At 65.0% G+C, this 17,685-nt stretch carries 17 protein-coding genes and 3 pseudogenes; 5 read left to right on the top strand and 15 right to left on the bottom strand.

Features of this window, described 5'->3' with window-relative positions; translation table 11 throughout:
- Window positions 1-45 precede the first annotated feature (45 nt).
- Window positions 46-1,255, top strand: a pseudogene (locus NG698_RS17295) (MFS transporter).
- A 59-nt stretch (window positions 1,256-1,314) separates the two neighbouring features.
- Here NG698_RS17295 and NG698_RS17290 read toward each other — a convergent pair.
- Window positions 1,315-2,319 (bottom strand): cation diffusion facilitator family transporter, encoded by a 1,005-nt coding sequence (locus NG698_RS17290; protein ID WP_252611237.1) that lies wholly within the window; start codon window positions 2,317-2,319, stop codon window positions 1,315-1,317.
- Between the two features lie 203 nt (window positions 2,320-2,522).
- On the opposite strand from NG698_RS17290, the gene NG698_RS17285 reads away from it, so the two are divergent.
- Entirely contained in the window at window positions 2,523-2,798 is a 276-nt protein-coding gene (locus NG698_RS17285) for a GlsB/YeaQ/YmgE family stress response membrane protein (protein WP_056342958.1), read from the top strand.
- Between the two features lie 78 nt (window positions 2,799-2,876).
- On the opposite strand, the gene NG698_RS17280 is transcribed toward NG698_RS17285, so the two are convergent.
- The 3 genes from NG698_RS17280 to rpmI all read right to left on the bottom strand — a co-directional run bounded on the left by NG698_RS17280 (window position 2,877) and on the right by rpmI (window position 4,580).
- Window positions 2,877-3,770, bottom strand: coding sequence for a TrmH family RNA methyltransferase (locus NG698_RS17280; RefSeq protein WP_252602073.1), 894 nt, complete (start codon window positions 3,768-3,770; stop codon window positions 2,877-2,879).
- 49 nt (window positions 3,771-3,819) lie between these two features.
- Entirely contained in the window at window positions 3,820-4,266 is a 447-nt protein-coding gene (gene rplT / locus NG698_RS17275) for a 50S ribosomal protein L20 (RefSeq protein WP_252611235.1), read from the bottom strand.
- Between the two features lie 119 nt (window positions 4,267-4,385).
- Window positions 4,386-4,580, bottom strand: a complete 195-nt coding sequence (gene rpmI / locus NG698_RS17270; RefSeq protein ID WP_009358635.1) for a 50S ribosomal protein L35 — start codon at window positions 4,578-4,580, stop codon at window positions 4,386-4,388.
- A gap of 129 nt (window positions 4,581-4,709) precedes the next feature.
- Here rpmI and NG698_RS21990 point away from each other — a divergent pair.
- Window positions 4,710-5,000 (top strand): annotated as a pseudogene (locus NG698_RS21990) (hypothetical protein); the annotation flags it as partial.
- Window positions 5,001-5,311: 311 nt separating this feature from the next.
- Here NG698_RS21990 and infC read toward each other — a convergent pair.
- Window positions 5,312-5,896 (bottom strand): annotated as a pseudogene (gene infC, locus NG698_RS21985) (translation initiation factor IF-3); the annotation flags it as partial.
- Between the two features lie 252 nt (window positions 5,897-6,148).
- Here infC and NG698_RS17260 point away from each other — a divergent pair.
- Complete coding sequence (locus tag NG698_RS17260) at window positions 6,149-6,535, top strand: DUF1844 domain-containing protein (RefSeq protein ID WP_252611232.1); 387 nt, start codon at window positions 6,149-6,151, stop codon at window positions 6,533-6,535.
- A 75-nt stretch (window positions 6,536-6,610) separates the two neighbouring features.
- Here the strand turns inward: NG698_RS17260 and NG698_RS17255 are convergent, their stop codons facing one another.
- The 8 genes from NG698_RS17255 to NG698_RS17220 all read right to left on the bottom strand — a co-directional run bounded on the left by NG698_RS17255 (window position 6,611) and on the right by NG698_RS17220 (window position 12,912).
- Window positions 6,611-7,915, bottom strand: a complete 1,305-nt coding sequence (locus NG698_RS17255; RefSeq protein ID WP_252611230.1) for an MFS transporter — start codon at window positions 7,913-7,915, stop codon at window positions 6,611-6,613.
- Between the two features lie 55 nt (window positions 7,916-7,970).
- Window positions 7,971-8,867: an SseB family protein gene (locus NG698_RS17250; RefSeq protein ID WP_252564719.1), complete on the bottom strand. Its 897-nt coding sequence runs from the start codon at window positions 8,865-8,867 to the stop codon at window positions 7,971-7,973.
- Window positions 8,868-8,875: 8 nt separating this feature from the next.
- Window positions 8,876-9,622, bottom strand: a complete 747-nt coding sequence (gene priA, locus NG698_RS17245; protein WP_252611228.1) for a bifunctional 1-(5-phosphoribosyl)-5-((5-phosphoribosylamino)methylideneamino)imidazole-4-carboxamide isomerase/phosphoribosylanthranilate isomerase PriA — start codon at window positions 9,620-9,622, stop codon at window positions 8,876-8,878.
- A gap of 57 nt (window positions 9,623-9,679) precedes the next feature.
- Window positions 9,680-9,838, bottom strand: coding sequence for a CG2302 family histidine operon protein (locus tag NG698_RS17240; protein WP_167349814.1), 159 nt, complete (start codon window positions 9,836-9,838; stop codon window positions 9,680-9,682).
- Window positions 9,839-10,570: an imidazole glycerol phosphate synthase subunit HisH gene (gene hisH, locus NG698_RS17235; RefSeq protein WP_141140036.1), complete on the bottom strand. Its 732-nt coding sequence runs from the start codon at window positions 10,568-10,570 to the stop codon at window positions 9,839-9,841. It abuts the gene before it with no gap.
- A complete protein-coding gene (gene hisB / locus NG698_RS17230; protein WP_252611226.1) occupies window positions 10,567-11,193 on the bottom strand; it encodes an imidazoleglycerol-phosphate dehydratase HisB in 627 nt (208 codons plus the stop codon). Before hisB ends, hisH begins: the two co-directional genes overlap by 4 nt.
- A gap of 81 nt (window positions 11,194-11,274) precedes the next feature.
- A complete protein-coding gene (locus tag NG698_RS17225; protein ID WP_252611224.1) occupies window positions 11,275-12,393 on the bottom strand; it encodes a histidinol-phosphate transaminase in 1,119 nt (372 codons plus the stop codon).
- Window positions 12,394-12,471: 78 nt separating this feature from the next.
- Window positions 12,472-12,912 carry a LysM peptidoglycan-binding domain-containing protein gene (locus NG698_RS17220; protein WP_252611222.1) on the bottom strand — a complete coding sequence of 147 codons (441 nt, stop codon included), beginning with the start codon at window positions 12,910-12,912 and terminating at the stop codon, window positions 12,472-12,474.
- Between the two features lie 349 nt (window positions 12,913-13,261).
- Between NG698_RS17220 and lexA the strand changes: the two genes are divergently transcribed.
- On the top strand, window positions 13,262-14,008 hold the full coding sequence (gene lexA, locus NG698_RS17215; RefSeq protein WP_252611220.1) for a transcriptional repressor LexA: 747 nt from the start codon (window positions 13,262-13,264) through the stop codon (window positions 14,006-14,008).
- A gap of 13 nt (window positions 14,009-14,021) precedes the next feature.
- Here lexA and NG698_RS17210 read toward each other — a convergent pair whose 3' ends face one another.
- Window positions 14,022-16,079, bottom strand: coding sequence for an ATP-dependent DNA helicase (locus NG698_RS17210; protein WP_252611218.1), 2,058 nt, complete (start codon window positions 16,077-16,079; stop codon window positions 14,022-14,024).
- Complete coding sequence (gene hflX / locus NG698_RS17205) at window positions 16,072-17,637, bottom strand: GTPase HflX (RefSeq protein WP_252611216.1); 1,566 nt, start codon at window positions 17,635-17,637, stop codon at window positions 16,072-16,074. Before hflX ends, NG698_RS17210 begins: the two co-directional genes overlap by 8 nt.
- Window positions 17,638-17,685 lie beyond the last annotated feature (48 nt).

Genomic DNA, 17,685 nt, shown 5'->3' with positions numbered 1-17,685 from the left:
TGGTTTGCGGACCCTCCCCCAGCATCCCCTTTGAAAAGCAGGCCCATGAGTAGCGTCGTCCAAACCTCCACCGCATCCAAGGCGAAGTCTCCACACGTTGGCGCAGCGATTTTCGCACTGGCAATGGGCGGCGTCGGAATCGGTGTCACGGAGTTCACCATGATGGGCCTGCTGAAAGAGGTGGAACAAGGACTCGGCATCAGCACCCCGGAGGCCGGACACCTCATTTCCGCCTACGCCCTCGGAGTTGTGGTGGGCGCGCCGCTGCTCGCCGCAGTCGGTGCCAAACTGCCACGCAAATACCTCGCACTGGGCCTCATGTTGTTCTTCACGCTGGCCAACCTGACGTCCTATGTTGCTCCCGATTACGGGAGCATGCTGGTTTCCCGGTTTGCGGCCGGGCTGCCGCACGGCGCATTCTTCGGGGTCGCGGCTGTGATCGCCGCCTCTCTGGTTTCCCCCACGCGTCGGGGTTGGGCCATCTCCATGGTGATGGCGGGCCTCTCCGTTTCGAACGTTATCGGCGTGCCCGCGGCCACCTGGGTGGGCCAGACCTTCGGCTGGCGGCTGCTGTTCCTCCTCGTAGGAGGCATTGGCTTGCTGACACTGGTGCTGCTGTGGCGCTATGTCCCATACCAGGCCCCCCATCCTGACGCGAGCATCCGCCGCGAACTCGGTGCGCTCAAGCGGCTCCAGGTGTGGCTGGCCATCCTGATCGGCATCGTGGGTTTTGGTGGCTTCTTCGCGACCTACACCTACATTGCGCACACCATGACCCTGGTGGCCGGTATTCCGGGATCGCTGTTGCCCATTGTGGTGGCACTCTACGGACTGGGCATGGTGGCCGGAACAGTCGTCGGCGGCAGGCTGGCCGACAAGTCAGTGATGGGGACGCTGTACTGGGTCCTGCCCGGGATCGCCGTCGCACTGGTGGTTTACGCGGTGGCTGTGCACTGGCCCTGGTCAGCCCTGGTGATGGTCTTTGTGGTTGGAGCGTCCGGCTCCATGCTGATCCCGGCCCTGCAGACGCGTTTGTTGGATGCGTCGCCGGACGCCCCCCTCCCTGGCTTCTTCGCTCAACCACGCCGCGCTCAACGTTGCCAATGCCCTGGGCGCCTTCCTGGGCGGCCTAGTGATCGCCTGGGGCTGGGGCTTCGTGGCACCCGCGCTCGTGGGCGCCGTGTTGGCAGTCCTGGGCTTTGGCATCGCGGTGACCAGCGGCGTCCTGGAACGCAAAAAGCCGCTGGCCGCCTGATTCTGGGAACGGGCGGGCAGCGGCTTCACCGAAGCATTCGGTGCGCTGAGGAAGGAACGTCAGGCCTGCGGGTCCTGAGCCCCGGCCTCCGCGGCTATCTGGCCTGCACCGGGAACCTGACCGGCGCCTGAGACCCCGTCCGTGCGACTGTCCTCGCGGTGCAGATCCGGTTCGAGGTAGATCACCCGGGCCATCGGAACGGCGGTGCGGATTCGGGACTCCGCACCATCAATCGCGGCGGCGATGTCCCGGCCGGTTTCTGCGGCACCCACGGAGATCTTGGCGGCCACCAGCAGCTCCTCCGGTCCGAGGTGAAGGGTCTTGAGGTGGATGATCCGGTTGTGTCCCCCGGCCTCGATGGCCTCACTGATGCGGGCCACGTCATCCCGGGTGGCGGACTCGCCCAGCAGCAAGGACTTGGTTTCGATAGCCAGCACCACAGCGATGGCCACGAGCAGCAGGCCGATCATGCCGGTACCCGCGGCGTCCCAGATCCCGTTGCCGGTGACGAGGGTCATGCTCACACCCACGAGCGCGAACACAAGGCCAAGAAGCGCCCCGAGGTCTTCCAGCAGGATGACCGGCAGTTCCGGCTGCTTGGCCGTGCGCACAAAGCTCACCCAGCCCTGCTTGCCGCGGACGTGGTTGGATTCGATGATGGCCGTCCTGAACGAGAAAGACTCAGCAACAATGGCGCCGATCAGCACCGCCAAAGGAACCCACCAGAAGTCCCCTTCGATGGCGTGCGGGTGCTGCAGCTTCTCCCACGCTTCGAACAGTGCAAAAAGCCCACCCACGCTGAAGAGCACGATCGAGACGATAAAGGCGTAAATGTAGCGTTCACGGCCATACCCGAACGGGTGCTTCGGGCTGGCTGCCTTTCTGGCGCGCTTGCCGCCGATCAGGAGCAGCAGTTGATTGCCGGAGTCGGCAATCGAGTGGATGGCTTCGGCCAGCATCGACGAGGAAGCCGTCAGAAAAAAGGCCACGAATTTCAGGACGGCGATGGTCAGGTTTGCGGCTAGGGCCGCGACGATCGCCTTGGCACCGCCATTTGCAGCCACGGAGGCTTCTCCTCTTCACAGGTTTCAAGAACAAGCAGGGATATTCGCGGCGCCGCAGTCGGCTCCGCCCACGAATACCGTACCTTTTCGGGTGCAGAAGACGCACTTCTGACATCCACTAAGCCTGCTGACATCGGAGGGGCCGTATGTTAGCTTGAACACTAATCGGGACGTTTAGTCCCGACGAATATGAAGGAGGAGACATGGGTTTTCTTGCTTGGATTATTCTCGGCCTCATCGTAGGGGCCATCGTGAAAGCCGTTATGCCGGGCAAAGTCGGCGGCGGCTGGGTGACGAGTCTCGTGCTCGGCGTTGTCGGCGCGATTGTAGGCGGCTGGATTGGCAGCCTCCTGTTCGGCAAGGGTGACCTTGCCTTCTTTGATCTGGGTACCTGGATCCTGGCCATCGTAGGCGGCCTGGTAGTTGCCGGCGTCTACGGCGCCATCACAGGACGCAGCAAGAGCACACGGGCGCCCTGATACCCCTACCTCACCTGATTCATACAGCAAGGGCCCCGGAGAACTTCCGGGGCCCTGCCTTTTAAGTCACGTGTTCAGTCACGCTTTCTGGGACCTGGCACTCGCGTAGAGGCACACCGTTGCCGCCGTGCCGAGGTTCAAGCTTTCGGCTGCGCCGTATACGGGCACGGCCACCCGGTGATCGGCCAAGGCCAGTTCATCTTCGGCGAGCCCCTGCGCTTCGTTTCCGAACAGCCACGCTGTGGGACCCTCCAGGGCGAACAGCGATTCGACGCCAGGGCCTGCGATCCGGCGGGCGGCGTTTTCGTCCTGGAGCGTATCCAGGTTGACGTCACCGTCACCGTCGGCGGCCAGTATGCCAATTCCCCGCGCACGGCAGGCGGCTGCCACTTCCGCGATATCGGCACCCAGGACCACGGGCAGATGGAACAGGGAACCGGCGGTGGAACGGACGGCCTTGGGGTTATAGATGTCAACGCTGGACGAGGTCAGGATGACGGCGTCCGCCCCGGCCGCGTCAGCAGCCCGGAGTACAGTGCCGGCGTTGCCCGGGTCCCGGACCTGACACAGCACTGCAAGCAGCCGAGGGCCGGCGTCGAGGACCTGCTCAAGGCTCACGTCCAGGAAACCGCAGACCGCGAGAATGCCCTGCGGGGTAACCGTGTCCGCCATCGCGGCCAGCACTTCGTCGGTAGTGAGGTATGCGTCAATGCCCTCCGCGAGAGCCTCCAGGTCCGGGTGCCGGTCGAGGCAGGCCTCGCTCGCGTACACCTCATAGACGGCGCCGGGCTCGCCCGCTGCAATCCTTTTCTGGTGCAGAGTGAGGGCCTCACGGACAGCTTGGGGACCCTCCGCCAGAAACTCGCTGCGCTTTGAACGGGCCGGGCGCCCGGCAAGCTGTGCCACCTTCCTCACCCGATCAGCTCGGGGGTTGGAGAGTGGAAAGTCTTGCGGGCGCCCGGTTTCGTTCATACAAGAACCTTAGTGGCTTCAGCCACCAGTCCTCGAACTGGCGTGGGTGCTACTTGGCAGCCACGTCAGCGGCAGGCTTTGCAGCCTTGGCCTTGGGTGCCTTGGGGGCTGCGGCTTCGACGGCCGGAGCGGACGTGTCGGCAGGCAGGGAATCCTTGGCGATCTTCACCAGCGCGGCGAATGCGTTCGCATCCGAAACGGCCAGCTCAGCAAGCATACGGCGGTCAACCTCGACCTCAGCGGCCTTCAGGCCCTGGATCAGACGGTTGTAAGTCAGGCCGTTGGCGCGGGATGCAGCATTGATGCGCTGGATCCACAGGCGGCGGAAGTCGCCCTTCTTCTTCTTGCGGTCGCCGTAGCTGTACACAAACGAGTGCAGCAGCTGCTCTTTAGCCTTGCGGTACAGGCGTGAACGCTGTCCACGGTAGCCCTTTGCGCGTTCAAGGATAACCCGGCGCTTCTTGTGGGCGTTGACCGCCCTCTTCACACGTGCCACGTGCGTACTCCTTCGAAAATTCTGATCCCAAGCATCTACTGCCGGAACAACCGGCTGGCCTGAGAAGCCTTTTTGGTAGTTGACTGCTGCCAGGTGGCATCAGTCAGAGAACTTGGAACTTAGATGCCGAGCATCTTCCGGATGACCTTAGCGTCACCCTTGAAGACAATCTTGTCGCCGGCGAGGCGACGAGTCAGCCTGGAGGACTTGTGCTCAAGGTAGTGGCGGCGGTTGGCCTGCTGGCGGCGCAGCTTGCCGCTGCCGGTCAGCTTGAAGCGCTTCTTAGCACCACTGTGGGTCTTCATCTTCGGCATGGGAACCGATCTCCTTACGTGTCCACAGACATTGTCTGCAGTTCTTTCGAGCCGCCGCCCCTGCAGGCGGCATGCTGGTTGCGTACTGCAGGAGGATAACCTCCCGCAGCTTTGAACTAGGTAGTCTTCTTGCCAGCCGGCTTCGGAGCTGCCTTGGGGGCAGGCCTTGCAGCAGGCTTCGGCGCTGCCGGCCGGGCGATCGGCTTAGGCATCGGCACCGGCGGCCTCGGAGCTGCCGGAGCCGCAGCTTCGGCGGGCTTGGCAGCGACAGGAGCCTTGACGGGTGCCGGGGCTGCCTTGGGAGCCTCACGCTTGGGAGCAGCGGCCCTCGGGGCAGCCTGCTTGGGCGCCTCCTGGACGGCGGCTTCCTTCACGGGTGCTGCCTTGGCGGCGGTTTCCTTTGCAGGAGCTTCCTTCGCGGCGGCTTCCTTGACGGGAGCTTCCTTCGCTGGCGCTTCCTTGACAGGGGCCTCGGCTTCCGGAGCGGCTTCAGCAGGCGCCTCAGGAGCTTCAGACTGTGCCGCCGGAGCTTCGGTTTCCGGCTCCGTGGTGATGGCGAAACCTTCCGGAAGAAGGTCAGCCAGCGACTGCGTGAGCGGCGCCTGGTCGTCGCCGGACACGTCGATGCGGCCGCCACCCGTAGCTTTCGCTTCGTTCTGCGCCTTGGCCTCTGCACGCTGCGATGCGCGGCGTGCCTCGGCCTTGGCTTCGGCCTTGTTCTTCAGCGGGCCCACGACCATGACCATGTTGCGGCCATCGATACGGGGGCTGGACTCCACAACGCCCACTTCGGCGACATCGTCAGCGAAGCGCTGGAGCAGGCGGATGCCCATCTCCGGACGCTGCTGCTCACGGCCGCGGAACTGGATCATGGCCTTGACCTTGTCACCGGCACCGAGGAAGCGCAGTGCATGGCCGCGCTTGGTCTCGTAGTCGTGGGTGTCAATCTTGAGGCGGAAGCGGATTTCCTTCAGAACAGTGTTGGTCTGGTTCTTCCGTGCTTCACGTGCCTTGACGGCGGCCTCGTACTTGTACTTGCCGAAGTCCATCAGCTTGCACACCGGAGGCTTGGCCTGCGGTGCAACTTCAACGAGATCAAGATCGGACTCGGCAGCCAAACGCAGGGCATCGTCAATACGGACGATTCCTACCTGTTCACCTGCAGGACCGACCAACCGCACCTCGGGGACGCGGATACGCTCATTGATTCTTGGCTCGCTAATGTTAAAGCTCCTGTGATTGATGTGGTATTCACCGGCAAATAGAGAAGGCCCCCAATTGCCGGAGCAATCGAAGGCCTCGATGATCGGATGCACCGACCTCAGCAGAGGCAGTGCGCACTTCCCCAGGCTCAATGCCGGATGGAACTGTCCGACCGGTACCCGGCAACCTTGCTTCCTCAGGAATTACTTCCGGCGGGGAAAACGGCTGACGCGGGTGGGAGAGTACTCCGCTTGCAAACTGCATGTCATTCTACAGAACAAATCCCGCCTAACGCAGCTAAGCGTTGGTGGGACCTTCCACAGCGAAATAACGACATCCAGTCGGTCTGTGACAAGCTTACCAGTATGAGCACCCCAGACAGTAATTCACACGTTTTCGAGGCCCCGGCCGCCAAGGCTGACGTGACCCAGCAAATCCGCGATATCTCGAAGGTGCCGGCCATCGAGGTCATCACCACCGCCGCCGTGCACCTGATGAGCGCGGCAGCGGTCAAGCTGGGCCTCGCCGCCGAGGACAATGCAGAGGAACTCAAGGACCTGGACGAGGCCCGCAAGCTCATCACCGCCCTTGCCGGACTCGTGACCTCAGCGGCCCCCGAAATCGGATCCCAGCACGCCGGCCCGTTGCGCGATGGCCTGCGTTCCCTGCAGCTCGCGTTCCGCGAGGAGTCCATCATCCCGGATGCCCCGGGCAAGGGCCCGGGCGAGAAGTACACCGGCGCCGTCAACTAGAACCAGCCAGCAAACTTCACAAAGTACGACGACGGCGGCGGACGGTCCACACGGACCCTCCGCCGCCGTCGTGTTTCAGGCAGCGGCGCGGCGGCGGCGGTGGGCCTGGAGCAGCAGTCCCACCAGGCAGAGCAGAACGCCGGCCACGCCCACGGAGACAAAGCCGCCGGATGGTCCCATCCCGTCGATGAAAATCCCGGCAAGGGGCGCCCCGAGCGCCACACCGGCAGTCAGCGCAGAGCCGTACCAGCCCATCGCCTCGCCGCGGCGGTCCTCCGCCACCAGGTCTGCCACATGTTCGGAGGCGGCCGACAGGACAGGGGCGCACAACAGGCCCGGAAGGATCGAGACGAAGGCCAGCGTCCAGGTGTCCTGGGCGAAGCCCATCGGGATAGTCAGGGCCGCCATCCCCAGCAGCAGGAGGATCGGCGAAACTGGACGGTGCATGGCCCCGTAGACCAGTCCGCCGGCCACCGATGCGGCGCACCAAAAGAGGAACACAATGCCGAGTTCGCCCTGGTGCCCGCCTGTTTCCAGGGCAGCAACAATGCCAACGTCCGTGCCGCTGAGCACCATGCCGGTTCCAGCCGCCACGGCGAATACGGCCGCTACAGTGGCCGTGAGCCAGGCGAAGTTGTGGGCCACCTTGCCGCGCAGCCCCGCCGACCCTCTGCGGATGCGTTCTGCCCCGGCCGGGACGAGGTCTGCCGCTGCTTCCTGGAGGTGTGCTGGTGCGGCGGAAACCACAGCCACTTCCGCGGCGTGGCGCTGGTCTGCCTGGCACTCCTCAGTCTGCGTGGCACTTCGGGTGGGCGGGTTGAACCACATCAGGAACAATCCGGCCAGTGACGTGGAAACGCCCACCACGGTGAGTCCCAGAGCGGTGAAGCCGCTGGTGGCCACAACGGCTCCGGCGGCAGGCCCGATCATAAACACCATCTCCGTGGCGATCGAGTCCAGCGCAAAAGCGGTCCGCCGCTGATCGCCGTCCGCGAGGACGCCCAGGGACTGGCGGATCACACTGAAGATCGGCAACGTCAGCAGGCCGCCGACGAACACCAGCGGAAGCAGCCACTGGTAGGACACGTGCGGCACCATGGACCAGATGAGGGCCTCTGACACCACTGACGGAATCAGCGCCCGGCGCAGGCCAACAGTGTCCACGCGCCTGCCGCGCCATGGTGCGCCAACGGCAATGCCGATGGTCATAACAGCCGCTGCGGCGCCGGCTGCTGCGTACCCCTGGTCCAGGGTCAGGACGATATGCAGGGTCAGCAGCAGGCCTGCCGCGGAGTGGGGGATGCGGGCGATCATGCCGACCAGCAGCAGCCGCCGGATGGGCCGGTGGGCCAGCAGCTCCCGGTAAAGAGCGAAGTTCACGGAAAATCCTTTGGGTCTGCCCGCGGCAGCCCGGGATCTCCGCGCCAACCGTCAGCTATTGTGCCGCGCGCCGCAACTTGATTTCGATCGAGTCAACACGCTCTCCAAACAATACATTCCGGGACCATGCCTGCTGGAGGCCGGACACCAGGTCCTGTACTGCCAAAGCGTCCAACCCATCCTCAAGGTGGAGCAGCACCTGAAGTTCCGGCCCGGCACCGCCCCCGGTGAGCGTGGCACCGGTACCGGTGAGGACGGCGACGCCGGAACCCGGGAGGAGGGCAAGCTTGCGCACCGCAGGGAAGGCGGCCGTTGCCTCAGCCATCTCGGCTGCCAACGCCGCGTCTGTGTAGGAAGGGATCCACTCCCGTTGTTGGGCCAGCGCCCAGACGGCGGGCCGCCGGACCACGAACGTGACCTCCGAGCCCGGATCGAGCACCAGCAGCTCGGCCCCCTCGGCCACGGCTGAGAGGGCAGCCCTGGCGGCGTATACCGCCACCGGCCGGGCTTCGGGGTGCCAGGCAGCCAAGGCATTCGCCGAGCTGAACGCCGGCATGGCCGTCCGGCCGTCGGCGGCCTTCAGGGTGACCAGCGCCATGTCCGCCTGTTTGTCCGACGTCAGGCCGTCGACGCCGGCCGCTTCCTCGCCGAGCTGGGCGATGATCGGGATAAAGACTCGGGCGGTGGCCAGCGAGGCCACCACAGCCGCTTCGTCGCCGTTGCCGTCAACCAGAGCCGCGACGGCGGCGAGGTAGCCTGCGTCGGCCGTGCCGTCGTCGTCCTCGAAGTTATGGATCCTGCCTTCGTCCCCGGCGAGGCTCCGGCCTTCCCACGGCCGGCCGGCCGAGTCAGTACGGCCGCCCGCGCCCGCCAAAGCCGCCGCAATGTGTCCGGGCAGATGGCGCGGCGGCGGCGATTCCGCTGCCGGATCGGCGTTGTGCGTGCTGTCCACGGAACCGCCTAGCGGCGGCCGGCGACGTCGAGGGCTTCGGGGAGCGTGAAGGCACCGGCGTACAGCGCCTTGCCCACGATCGCGCCTTCCACGCCCAGCGGCACCAGGGAGCGCAGCACTTTCAAGTCGTCCAGGCTGGAGATGCCGCCGGAGGCGACCACCGGTTTGCCGGTCTTCTCCACCATCTGGCGCAGGAGTTCAACGTTGGGACCCTGCAGTGTGCCGTCTTTCGTAACGTCAGTGACAACGTACCGGGAGCACCCGGCTTCTTCGAGCCGGCCCAGGACCTCCCAGAGGTCGCCGCCTTCTTTGGTCCAGCCGCGGCCTGCCAGCGTGGTTCCGCGGACGTCGAGGCCGACGGCGATCCTGTCGCCAAAGCGGTCGATGGCACTGCGGGTCCACTCGGGGTTTTCCAGCGCCGCTGTGCCGAGGTTGACGCGGGCAACGCCGAGGGCCAGCGCCGCTTCGAGGGATTCGTCGTCCCTGAGTCCGCCGGACAGCTCCACCTTGATGTCAAGCCGGCCCACCAATTCACGGAGCAGCCCGGCGTTCGAGCCCCGGCCGAACGCGGCGTCGAGGTCCACCAGGTGTACCCATTCGGCGCCCTGCTCCTGCCAGTTGAGGGCTGCCTCCAGCGGTGTGCCGTAGTTCGTCTCGCTGCCGGCTTCGCCTTGGACCAGCCGCACGGCCTGTCCGTTTACGACGTCGACGGCGGGCAGCAGTTCAAGAACCGGCAGATCGGTTGCGGTGGTCATCTCAAATCCTTTTGGGTGTTGGGTTGCTCGTGGAAGCGGAACTGGGGGTTGCGTGGGCTAGGTTCCAGGAAGCGTCAGCAGGTACGCGGCCAGCAGCGCCATGCCGGCCAGGACGTAGAAGCCCACCTGGGTCCAGAGCGGTTTGTGCTGCTGCCTGAAGGACAGTGCGCCGCCCACCAATAGGCCGGCCAGGCCCATCAGGACAATCGACCACATCTAGGCGGCGTCCGTGGCAGCTGGCTTGCGAAGGCCGTCCACCCAGTTGCGCAGCAGCCGTGCACCGGCGTCGCCGGATTTTTCCGGGTGGAACTGGGTAGCGCAGAGCGGTCCGTTCTCCACTGCGGCAATAAAGCGCGCGCCATGCTCTGACCAGGTCACCAGGGGCGCAGTCATCCGCGGCTGGATCACGTCGAAGTTCCAGTCCTGGACACCATAGGAGTGAACGAAGTAGAAGCGCTGGTCCGCGACGCCGGCGAAGAGTTTGGATCCTTCCGGAACGTCAACCGTGTTCCAGCCCATGTGTGGCACCACCTCAGCGGGAAGGAGTTCCACCTTGCCCGGCCACTCCCCCATGCCTTCAGCTTCTGTCCCGTGCTCCACCCCGGCCTCGAACAGAACCTGCAGGCCCACGCAGATTGCCAGGACCGGCCTGCCCCCGGCCACGCGCCGGCCGATCAGCCGGATGCCGTCCACGGCCTTAAGCTCGCGCATTACAGTCTCGAACGCGCCGACGCCGGGTACCACCAGGCCGTCGGCATTAAGCACGTCCTCCGGCTTGGAGCTGAGGATGACCTCGGCTCCTGCCCGCTCCAGGGCGCGCACGGCGGACCGGACGTTTCCCGAACCGTAATCCAGGACAGTGACCGTCGGCTTGCCTTCGGGCGACACAGGCTTCTTGCCGGTTGCCGGATCGATGACGGCGCCGTCCCGGAGAATTTGGCCGCTCACAGGGCACCCTTGGTGGAGGGGATTCCCTCCACGCGGGGATCGGGCTCTACCGCAGCACGCAGGGCGCGGGCGAAGGCCTTGAACTGCGCTTCCACAATGTGGTGCGGGTCGCGGCCCGCGATGACGTTCATGTGGAGGCAGATGCCGGCGTGAAGCGTGATGGCCTCAAAGACGTGGCGGGTCAATGACCCCGTGAAGTGGCCGCCGATCAAGTGGTACTCCTGCCCGGCAGGCTCTCCGCCGTGCACCAGGTAGGGGCGGCCGGAGACGTCGACGACGGCCTGCGCCAGGGCTTCGTCGAGGGGCACGGTGGCCTCGCCGAACCTGCGGATCCCGGCCTTGTTTCCCAAGGCTGTGCGCAGAACTTCACCGAACGTGATGGCGACGTCCTCCACGGTGTGGTGGACGTCAATGTGGGTGTCACCGGTGGCTTTGACCGTCATGTCAATGAGCGAGTGCTTGCAGAGCGCCGTCAGCATGTGGTCGTAGAACGGGACAGACGTGTCGATGTCCGAAACGCCCGTGCCGTCGAGGTTAATCTCCACGAGCACTGACGATTCACTGGTGGCACGCTCCATGCGTGCGGTCCGGGGCGCGGCAGCGTTCGATCCGGTGAAGCTCATGGTCATATGTCCTTTAGGCGAAGTCAGTGATGCGAAAGCGAAGGAGATGTGCCGGCGCGCGGCGGCGCCAATACTTCAAGTTTAGGCGGGCATCCTGGCCTGGCTGGCCAGGATGCGTTCCAGCGACGTCAGGAAGGCTGTGGTCTCCGTCTCAGTTCCCGCCGTGACACGCAGGTGGCCGGGGATGCCGACGTCGCGGATCAGCACGCCGTCGTCCAGCAGCCGCTGCCAGACGTCATGCGGGCTGTCGAGGCCGCCGAAGAAGACATAGTTCGAATCGGAGGCGGCAGGTTTGAGTCCCATTCGCGTGAGTTCCGAGACGATGCGGTCGCGCTGCTCCTTGATGTCCTCGACGTCGGCCATCAGCGCAGTGCGGTGCTGCAGGGCGGCGAGGGCTGTTGCCTGGGTGATGGCCGAAAGGTGGTACGGCAGCCGGACCAGGCGCAGTGCGTCCGTGACTTCAGGAGCGGCGGCCATGTAGCCCAGACGGGCGCCCGCGAGGGCGAACGCCTTGCTCATGGTGCGGGACACAATGAGGCGCTCCCGGCCGGGCAGCAACGTAAGGGCGCTCGGCGTTCCGTCGTGGGCGAACTCGTGGTAGGCCTCGTCAACGATGACGATGGTATGGCTGGCCTCGCCGGCCTCGTACACGGCCTCCACGACGTCCAGGCCCAGCCCAGTGCCGGTGGGATTGTTCGGCGAGCAGAGGAAAACGATGTTGGGCTGAAGCTCTTTGACCTGCAACGCGGCCGACTCGGCACTGAGCCCGTAATCGTCGGCCCGCTGCCCGACGATGTACCCGGTGTCCGTGCCGCTGGCCAGGAGCGGATACATGGAGTACGTGGGCGGGAATCCCAGGGCCGTCCGCCCGGGTCCGCCGAAGGCCTGGAGAATCTGCTGGAGGACCTCGTTGGACCCGTTGGCCGCCCAGATGTTGGTGGCATCCAGACCGTGGCCGAGATATTCGGCCAGCGCTTCCCGGAGTTCGGTGAACTCACGGTCCGGGTAGCGGTTGAGGCCCGCCGCGGCTTCCGTCACGGCCACGCTGATCGCGGCCCGGACGTCCGCCGGGACGCCATGGGTGTTTTCGTTGACGTTCAGCAGGATAGGTACATCCAACTGCGGGGCACCGTACGGGGTCAGTCCGCGGAGGTTGGTCCGGAGGGGAAGTCTGTTCAGACGCTCTAGCTGGTCATTCACCTGAACAGTTTAGGTCCGAAGCAGACGGCCGGAAAATGTGACGGCCTGCGGCGGCACACGCCCGAGCCCGCAGGCTCTTTACCTGGTGGGGACGAAGAGTTGCTGTCCGGGGACAACGCCGCCGGCGGAAAGGTTGTTCAACTGGGCAATATCCGCGATGACATCACGGGGATCACGCTCGGGCGCAACGGTACTGGCGATGGCCCAGAGTGACTGGCCGGCCTGCACCGTGACCGAGACTGTTGGCGTTAGCGACAGGTCGGCGGCAGAATCGGCGGCCTTTGCCGGGGCGTTGAGGAAACCTGCCAGGGAAAGCAGGATTGCGGCAAGAATCACCAGCGGGATGCCGATGAGGACAATCCGGCCCCTGCGGGTCAGGCGCAGCGGCGGCAACGGTTCCCTGCGCTGCCTTGGCGCCGAACCCGACGTCGAAACGGGTTCGGACCACTGCCGCGAGGTGAGGTCCTGCACGGAAATGAACTGCGGACGCGAGTCCTGCGAAGCAGATAAAGCTGACATGAAATGAGCCCTCCTGGACCATACTGTGCTGCCCGGCGCGCCCTCCGCGTCCACTTGCCGGTACCGGCCTGAGCCGTCCATAGATTCGAATATTCGAATCCGCAAGCAACGAGTAGAACACATGTTCGAACTTTGCTTCTTCATTTTTAGCACTTATCAACGAATATTGTCGAGACTCGCTAGAACAAATGTTTGAAAAAGCCCTGTGGCTGGCCTACGTTTGGATGAAAGAACAACCACCTCTGTAGTTCATCAGCAGGTTCTGACAATCAACTCCGACACCAGCCCCGGGGCGTTCCAGGCACCAGCGGCCGGAGCGGAGCCGGGCAACCGAAAGGCATTGGCGAACATGGCAGCACCAGCCGCCGAGGGCAAGGCGACACCGCAGCGCCGCCAACCCCCACGGACTCCCAAGGGGCTCACCGCCCGCCAAAAGAAGATCCTTGAAACCATCCAGCGCTCGGTGAATGACAACGGCTATCCGCCGTCGATGCGTGAAATCGGTGACACCGTGGGCCTGGCGAGTTTGTCGAGCGTGACCCACCAGCTCTCGCAACTGGAGAAGCTGGGATACCTTCGCCGGGACCCCAAGCGTCCGCGCGCCATGGAAGTCCTGATGCCGTTGACGCTTGACGGCGGGTCCCCTAAGGCGAACGGGACAACCAAGCCCTCAGTCCTGCACGGCATCGGCGGGACGGTCACCGAACTTCCCTCTGCCATGGACACCGCGATGGTGCCGTTGGTGGGCCGGATCGCGGCCGGCGGGCCCATCTTTGCTGACCAGGTGGTGGAAGATGTGATGCCCCTGCCCCGGCAGCTCGTGGGCCAGGGTGAGCTCTTTATGCTGCGCGTGGCCGGCGACTCCATGGTGGATGCTGCCATCTGCGACGGCGACTGGGTAGTGGTCCGACGGCAGGCAGACGCCTCCAACGGCGATATTGTCGCGGCCCTGCTGGACGACGAAGCCACCGTCAAGACCTTCCGCCAGCGCGATGGCCACACGTGGCTGTTGCCGCAGAACACCCAGTACGAGCCCATCCTGGGCGATCACGCCACAATCATGGGCAAGGTCGTCTCGGTCCTGCGGTCGCTATAGGACCTGCGCGCAGTCAGGCGCCCTTTCCGGCCAGCCTTTCCAGGGCGGCGAACGCGGTCTTGCGGTCCGTGGTGGGCCAGAACGGCGGCAGAGCGGCGCGGAGGAATCCGGCGTAGCGCTCGGTGGCCAGCCGGGAATCAAGCACCGCCACCACACCTTTATCTCCGGTGGAACGGATCAGCCTTCCCGCGCCCTGGGCCAGGCGGATGGCCGCGTGGGTCGCCGATACCGCCATAAAGCCGTTTCCGCCGGCCTGCGCAACGGCGCGGGACCGTGCGGTCATCAGCGGGTCATCCGGCCGCGGGAACGGGATGCGGTCGATCACCACCAGCCTGCATGATCCACCCGGAACATCAACGCCTTGCCACAGGGACATGGTGCCGAACAGGCAGGTATCGGGCTCGTCCGCGAACTGCTTCACCAGGGCCGTCATGGTGGAGTCGCCCTGGCAGAGAATGCTGAGGCCAAGCCGGGGACGCATCGCTTCAGCGGCCTCCTCGGCGGCTCGGCGCGACGAAAACAGACACAGGGCGCCGCCGCCGGACGCGCGGATCAGCGCCTCAAGTTCATCGAGGGCCTCCGGCGACGCCCCGCGGCCCGGCTTGGGGAGGTGCCCTGCGACGTAGAGGATCCCTTGTTTGGGATAGTCGAAGGGCGATCCGACATCGATCCCGCTCCAGCTGGGCGCGCCCTCCCCCACCAGTCCCAAGCCGCCGGCGGTCGGTTCAAAGGCTGAGCCGATGGCCAGGGTTGCCGAGGTCAGCACAACCGTGTGGCCGGCGAACAGCCCTTCGCGGAGCTTGCCGGCAACGCTAAGCGGCGCGATGTTGACCAGGACCGGCGCAGAGTCGTCGGGCTGCGCATAGCCCTGTTGCGGATCGAAGGAACTTGCGCGGGAAAACCACACAACCTCGCGGTTTTCACGGGCCACGATCAGCCGCTCGCACAGCTCGAGGATCAGCATCAGGCGTGAGCGCGCGAGCTGCCGCCCGCCGTCGGCCGTTTGGCTGCCGTCCCCCTTGGAATCGGACAGCGCGGCGCGGCAGGCCTCACGCAATTGGTCCACACAATCCAGCTGTTCGTCGTTGAGGCCATTCGGGAGCAGCCCGTTGGGCACGCCGGCCAAGGCGAGTTCCAGGTTGGCGGCAGCTGCGTTGAGGGCATCCACAGTGATGGCCGTGTGTTTCCGAGCGCCCGACGCCGCAGCGTGGACCATTGCCACGGAGAGTTGCCCCGATACCGCACCGGTGACCCGGTCCTGCAGTTCGTGGGCCTCGTCCACCACCACAACGTCGTATTCGGGAAGCACTGCCAGGCCTTCAAAGGCGCTGACAGCGAGCATGGCATGGTTGGTGACCACAACGTCGGCCTCGGCGGCGTCGTGGCGAGCCAGTTCGCTGAAGCATTCGGCTGCCATGGGGCATTTTTGGGCCCCCAGGCATTCCATGGACGTCACCGAAACTTGCCGCCAGGCCCGGTCAGTAACGCCGGGCAGGAGTTCGTCACGGTCGCCCGTGGTGGTCTTCTCCGCCCACTCGCGCAGGCGCACCACTTCCTTGCCCAGCTGGGACGAGGGCCCGCCCAATGCGGCGGCGAAATGCGGGACGCTGGTGTCTTCGCCGAGGGAGAACAGCTGGCCCTCGGCGGGTTCCTCGGAGGGGAACCCGCCTTCGAGCTTGTGCTGGCAGACATAGTTGGAGCGACCCTTGACCAGGGCCACCTTGACCGGGCGGTCCAGGGCAGGGGTGATGGTCTTCAGCAGCCGGGGAAGGTCGCGGCCCACAATCTGGGTCTGCAGCGCAAGCGTGGCCGTTGACACCAAGGTGGGTTTGTTGCTCACCAGCGAGTGCGCAATGAGCGGAATGAGGTAGGCCAGCGACTTTCCGGTCCCCGTTCCGGCCTGAACCAAGAGGTGGTCGCCGGTTTCGATGGCCTTGGCCACCTGCCTGGCCATCTCGTGCTGCCCACTGCGGCTTTGACCGCCCATGCCGGCCACGGCGCGGTCGAGCAATTCGATCACGAACTGCTCGCCGGCCGTACCTTTGACTTCCCCTGCCGCAACCTCAGTCATGGTTGATGAAGGGTTCCAGTTCAGCCGCAAGGCCCTCACGCACCATCACCAAAACACGGGTACCGTGCTCGCCGTGATCCAGGCTCAGGATCTCGGCATCGGTCTCGTGCAGTTTGCTGATCAGGTCACCGCGGTCGTAGGGAATAAGGAGCTCCAGCTTCACGCCGGGCCGCGGAATCCCCTCACTGATGGCATGCAGCAGTTCGGGGATCCCCTGGCCTGTGCGTGCCGAGACCACTACGTGGCGCGGCTCGCGCTGCTTGAGGCGCTCCACCACAAAAGGATCCGCGGCATCGGCCTTGTTCAGGACAATGATTTCGGGCACCTTGCGGGCATCCACTTCGCTGAAGACCTTGCGGACAGCGGCAATCTGGCCCTCGGGGTCCGGGTGGGACACGTCCACCACGTGCAGGATCAGATCCGCGTCAGCCACTTCCTCCAACGTGGAGCGGAAGGCCTCCACCAGCTGGGTGGGCAGTGAACGGACAAAACCCACGGTGTCCGCCAGGGTGTAGCCGAGGCCATCGGAGGTCTCTGCCTTTCGCACGGTGGGATCCAGGGTGGCGAAGAGTGCGTTCTCCACCAGCACGCCGGCGTCGGTCAGCCTGTTCAGCAGCGATGACTTCCCGGCGTTGGTGTACCCGGCAATCGCAACCGAAGGCACTGAATTACGACGGCGGTTGGCCCGCTTGGTCTCCCGCGCCGGCTTCATTGCAGCGATCTCGCGCCGCAGCTTGGCCATGCGGGTCCGGATCCGGCGACGGTCCAGTTCGATTTTTGTTTCACCCGGTCCGCGCGAACCCATGCCGGCGCCAGCGCCGCCCACCTGGCCACCGGCCTGGCGGGACATCGATTCACCCCAGCCACGCAGTCGTGGCAGGAGGTATTCGAGCTGCGCCAGTTCCACCTGGGCCTTGCCTTCACGGCTCTTGGCGTGCTGGGCAAAGATGTCCAGGATCAGGGCCGTGCGGTCAATGACTTTGACCTTGACAATGTCCTCGAGGCTACGCCTCTGGGACGGTGCCAGTTCGGCATCCACCACAACGGTGTCAGCCCCGGTGGCCATCACGATTTCCTTGAGCTCGAGGGCCTTTCCGGAACCCAGGAACGTGCCCGGGTCCGGTTTGGCACGGCGCTGCACCATCCCGTCCAGGACTTCCGAGCCTGCTGTTTCGGCGAGGGCGGCGAGCTCACGCAGGGAATTCTCCGCGTCCGCCAAGGTGCCTTCGGACCATAGCCCAGCCAGGACCACACGTTCGAGCCGCAGTTGCCGGTATTCGACCTCGGTGACATCTTCGAGTTCGGTGGACAGCCCGGCCACGCGCTTCAGCGCCCGGCGTTCCTCCCGGTCCTGCTGGTCGCCGTCGTAGCTGGTGTGTTCGTCGTCCAAGCGGGAGATCGCCTGGGCCCTGCCGAACACGCTCTTGTCACCGTCTGCGGCGGTGACGTTCCTGGCCGGTACGTCCTTGGCGAGAATCCGGTCGATGACAGCTTGGATCTCCTCGGGACTCATGTCCTGGGCTGCTGGATCTGAACCGGTGTTGGGCTGGCTGGTCATGGTCTCCTTTGAAGTTTCGGCATTTTCAGAATAGTGCCGATCGTTGTT

Origin of the sequence: Pseudarthrobacter raffinosi (genome assembly GCF_023913735.1) — a bacterium.
GTDB classification, from domain to species: domain Bacteria; phylum Actinomycetota; class Actinomycetes; order Actinomycetales; family Micrococcaceae; genus Arthrobacter; species Arthrobacter raffinosi.
This window is presented reverse-complemented; position numbering and strand designations above follow the sequence as displayed.

Bases quoted from the DNA above. Each gene is read 5' to 3' on its own strand.
- lexA (WP_252611220.1), top strand. From the start codon at position 13,262: ATGGCAGCACCAGCCGCCGAGGGCAAGGCGACACCGCAGCGCCGCCAA.
- NG698_RS17280 (WP_252602073.1), bottom strand. From the start codon at position 3,770: ATGAACGAAACCGGGCGCCCGCAAGACTTTCCACTCTCCAACCCCCGA.
- rpmI (WP_009358635.1), bottom strand. From the start codon at position 4,580: ATGCCGAAGATGAAGACCCACAGTGGTGCTAAGAAGCGCTTCAAGCTG.
- hflX (WP_252611216.1), bottom strand. From the start codon at position 17,637: ATGACCAGCCAGCCCAACACCGGTTCAGATCCAGCAGCCCAGGACATG.
- priA (WP_252611228.1), bottom strand. From the start codon at position 9,622: ATGACCACCGCAACCGATCTGCCGGTTCTTGAACTGCTGCCCGCCGTC.
- NG698_RS17285 (WP_056342958.1), top strand. From the start codon at position 2,523: ATGGGTTTTCTTGCTTGGATTATTCTCGGCCTCATCGTAGGGGCCATC.
- NG698_RS17220 (WP_252611222.1), bottom strand. From the start codon at position 12,912: ATGTCAGCTTTATCTGCTTCGCAGGACTCGCGTCCGCAGTTCATTTCC.
- NG698_RS17260 (WP_252611232.1), top strand. From the start codon at position 6,149: ATGAGCACCCCAGACAGTAATTCACACGTTTTCGAGGCCCCGGCCGCC.
- NG698_RS17210 (WP_252611218.1), bottom strand. From the start codon at position 16,079: ATGACTGAGGTTGCGGCAGGGGAAGTCAAAGGTACGGCCGGCGAGCAG.
- hisB (WP_252611226.1), bottom strand. From the start codon at position 11,193: ATGAGCTTCACCGGATCGAACGCTGCCGCGCCCCGGACCGCACGCATG.
- NG698_RS17240 (WP_167349814.1), bottom strand. From the start codon at position 9,838: ATGTGGTCGATTGTCCTGATGGGCCTGGCCGGCCTATTGGTGGGCGGC.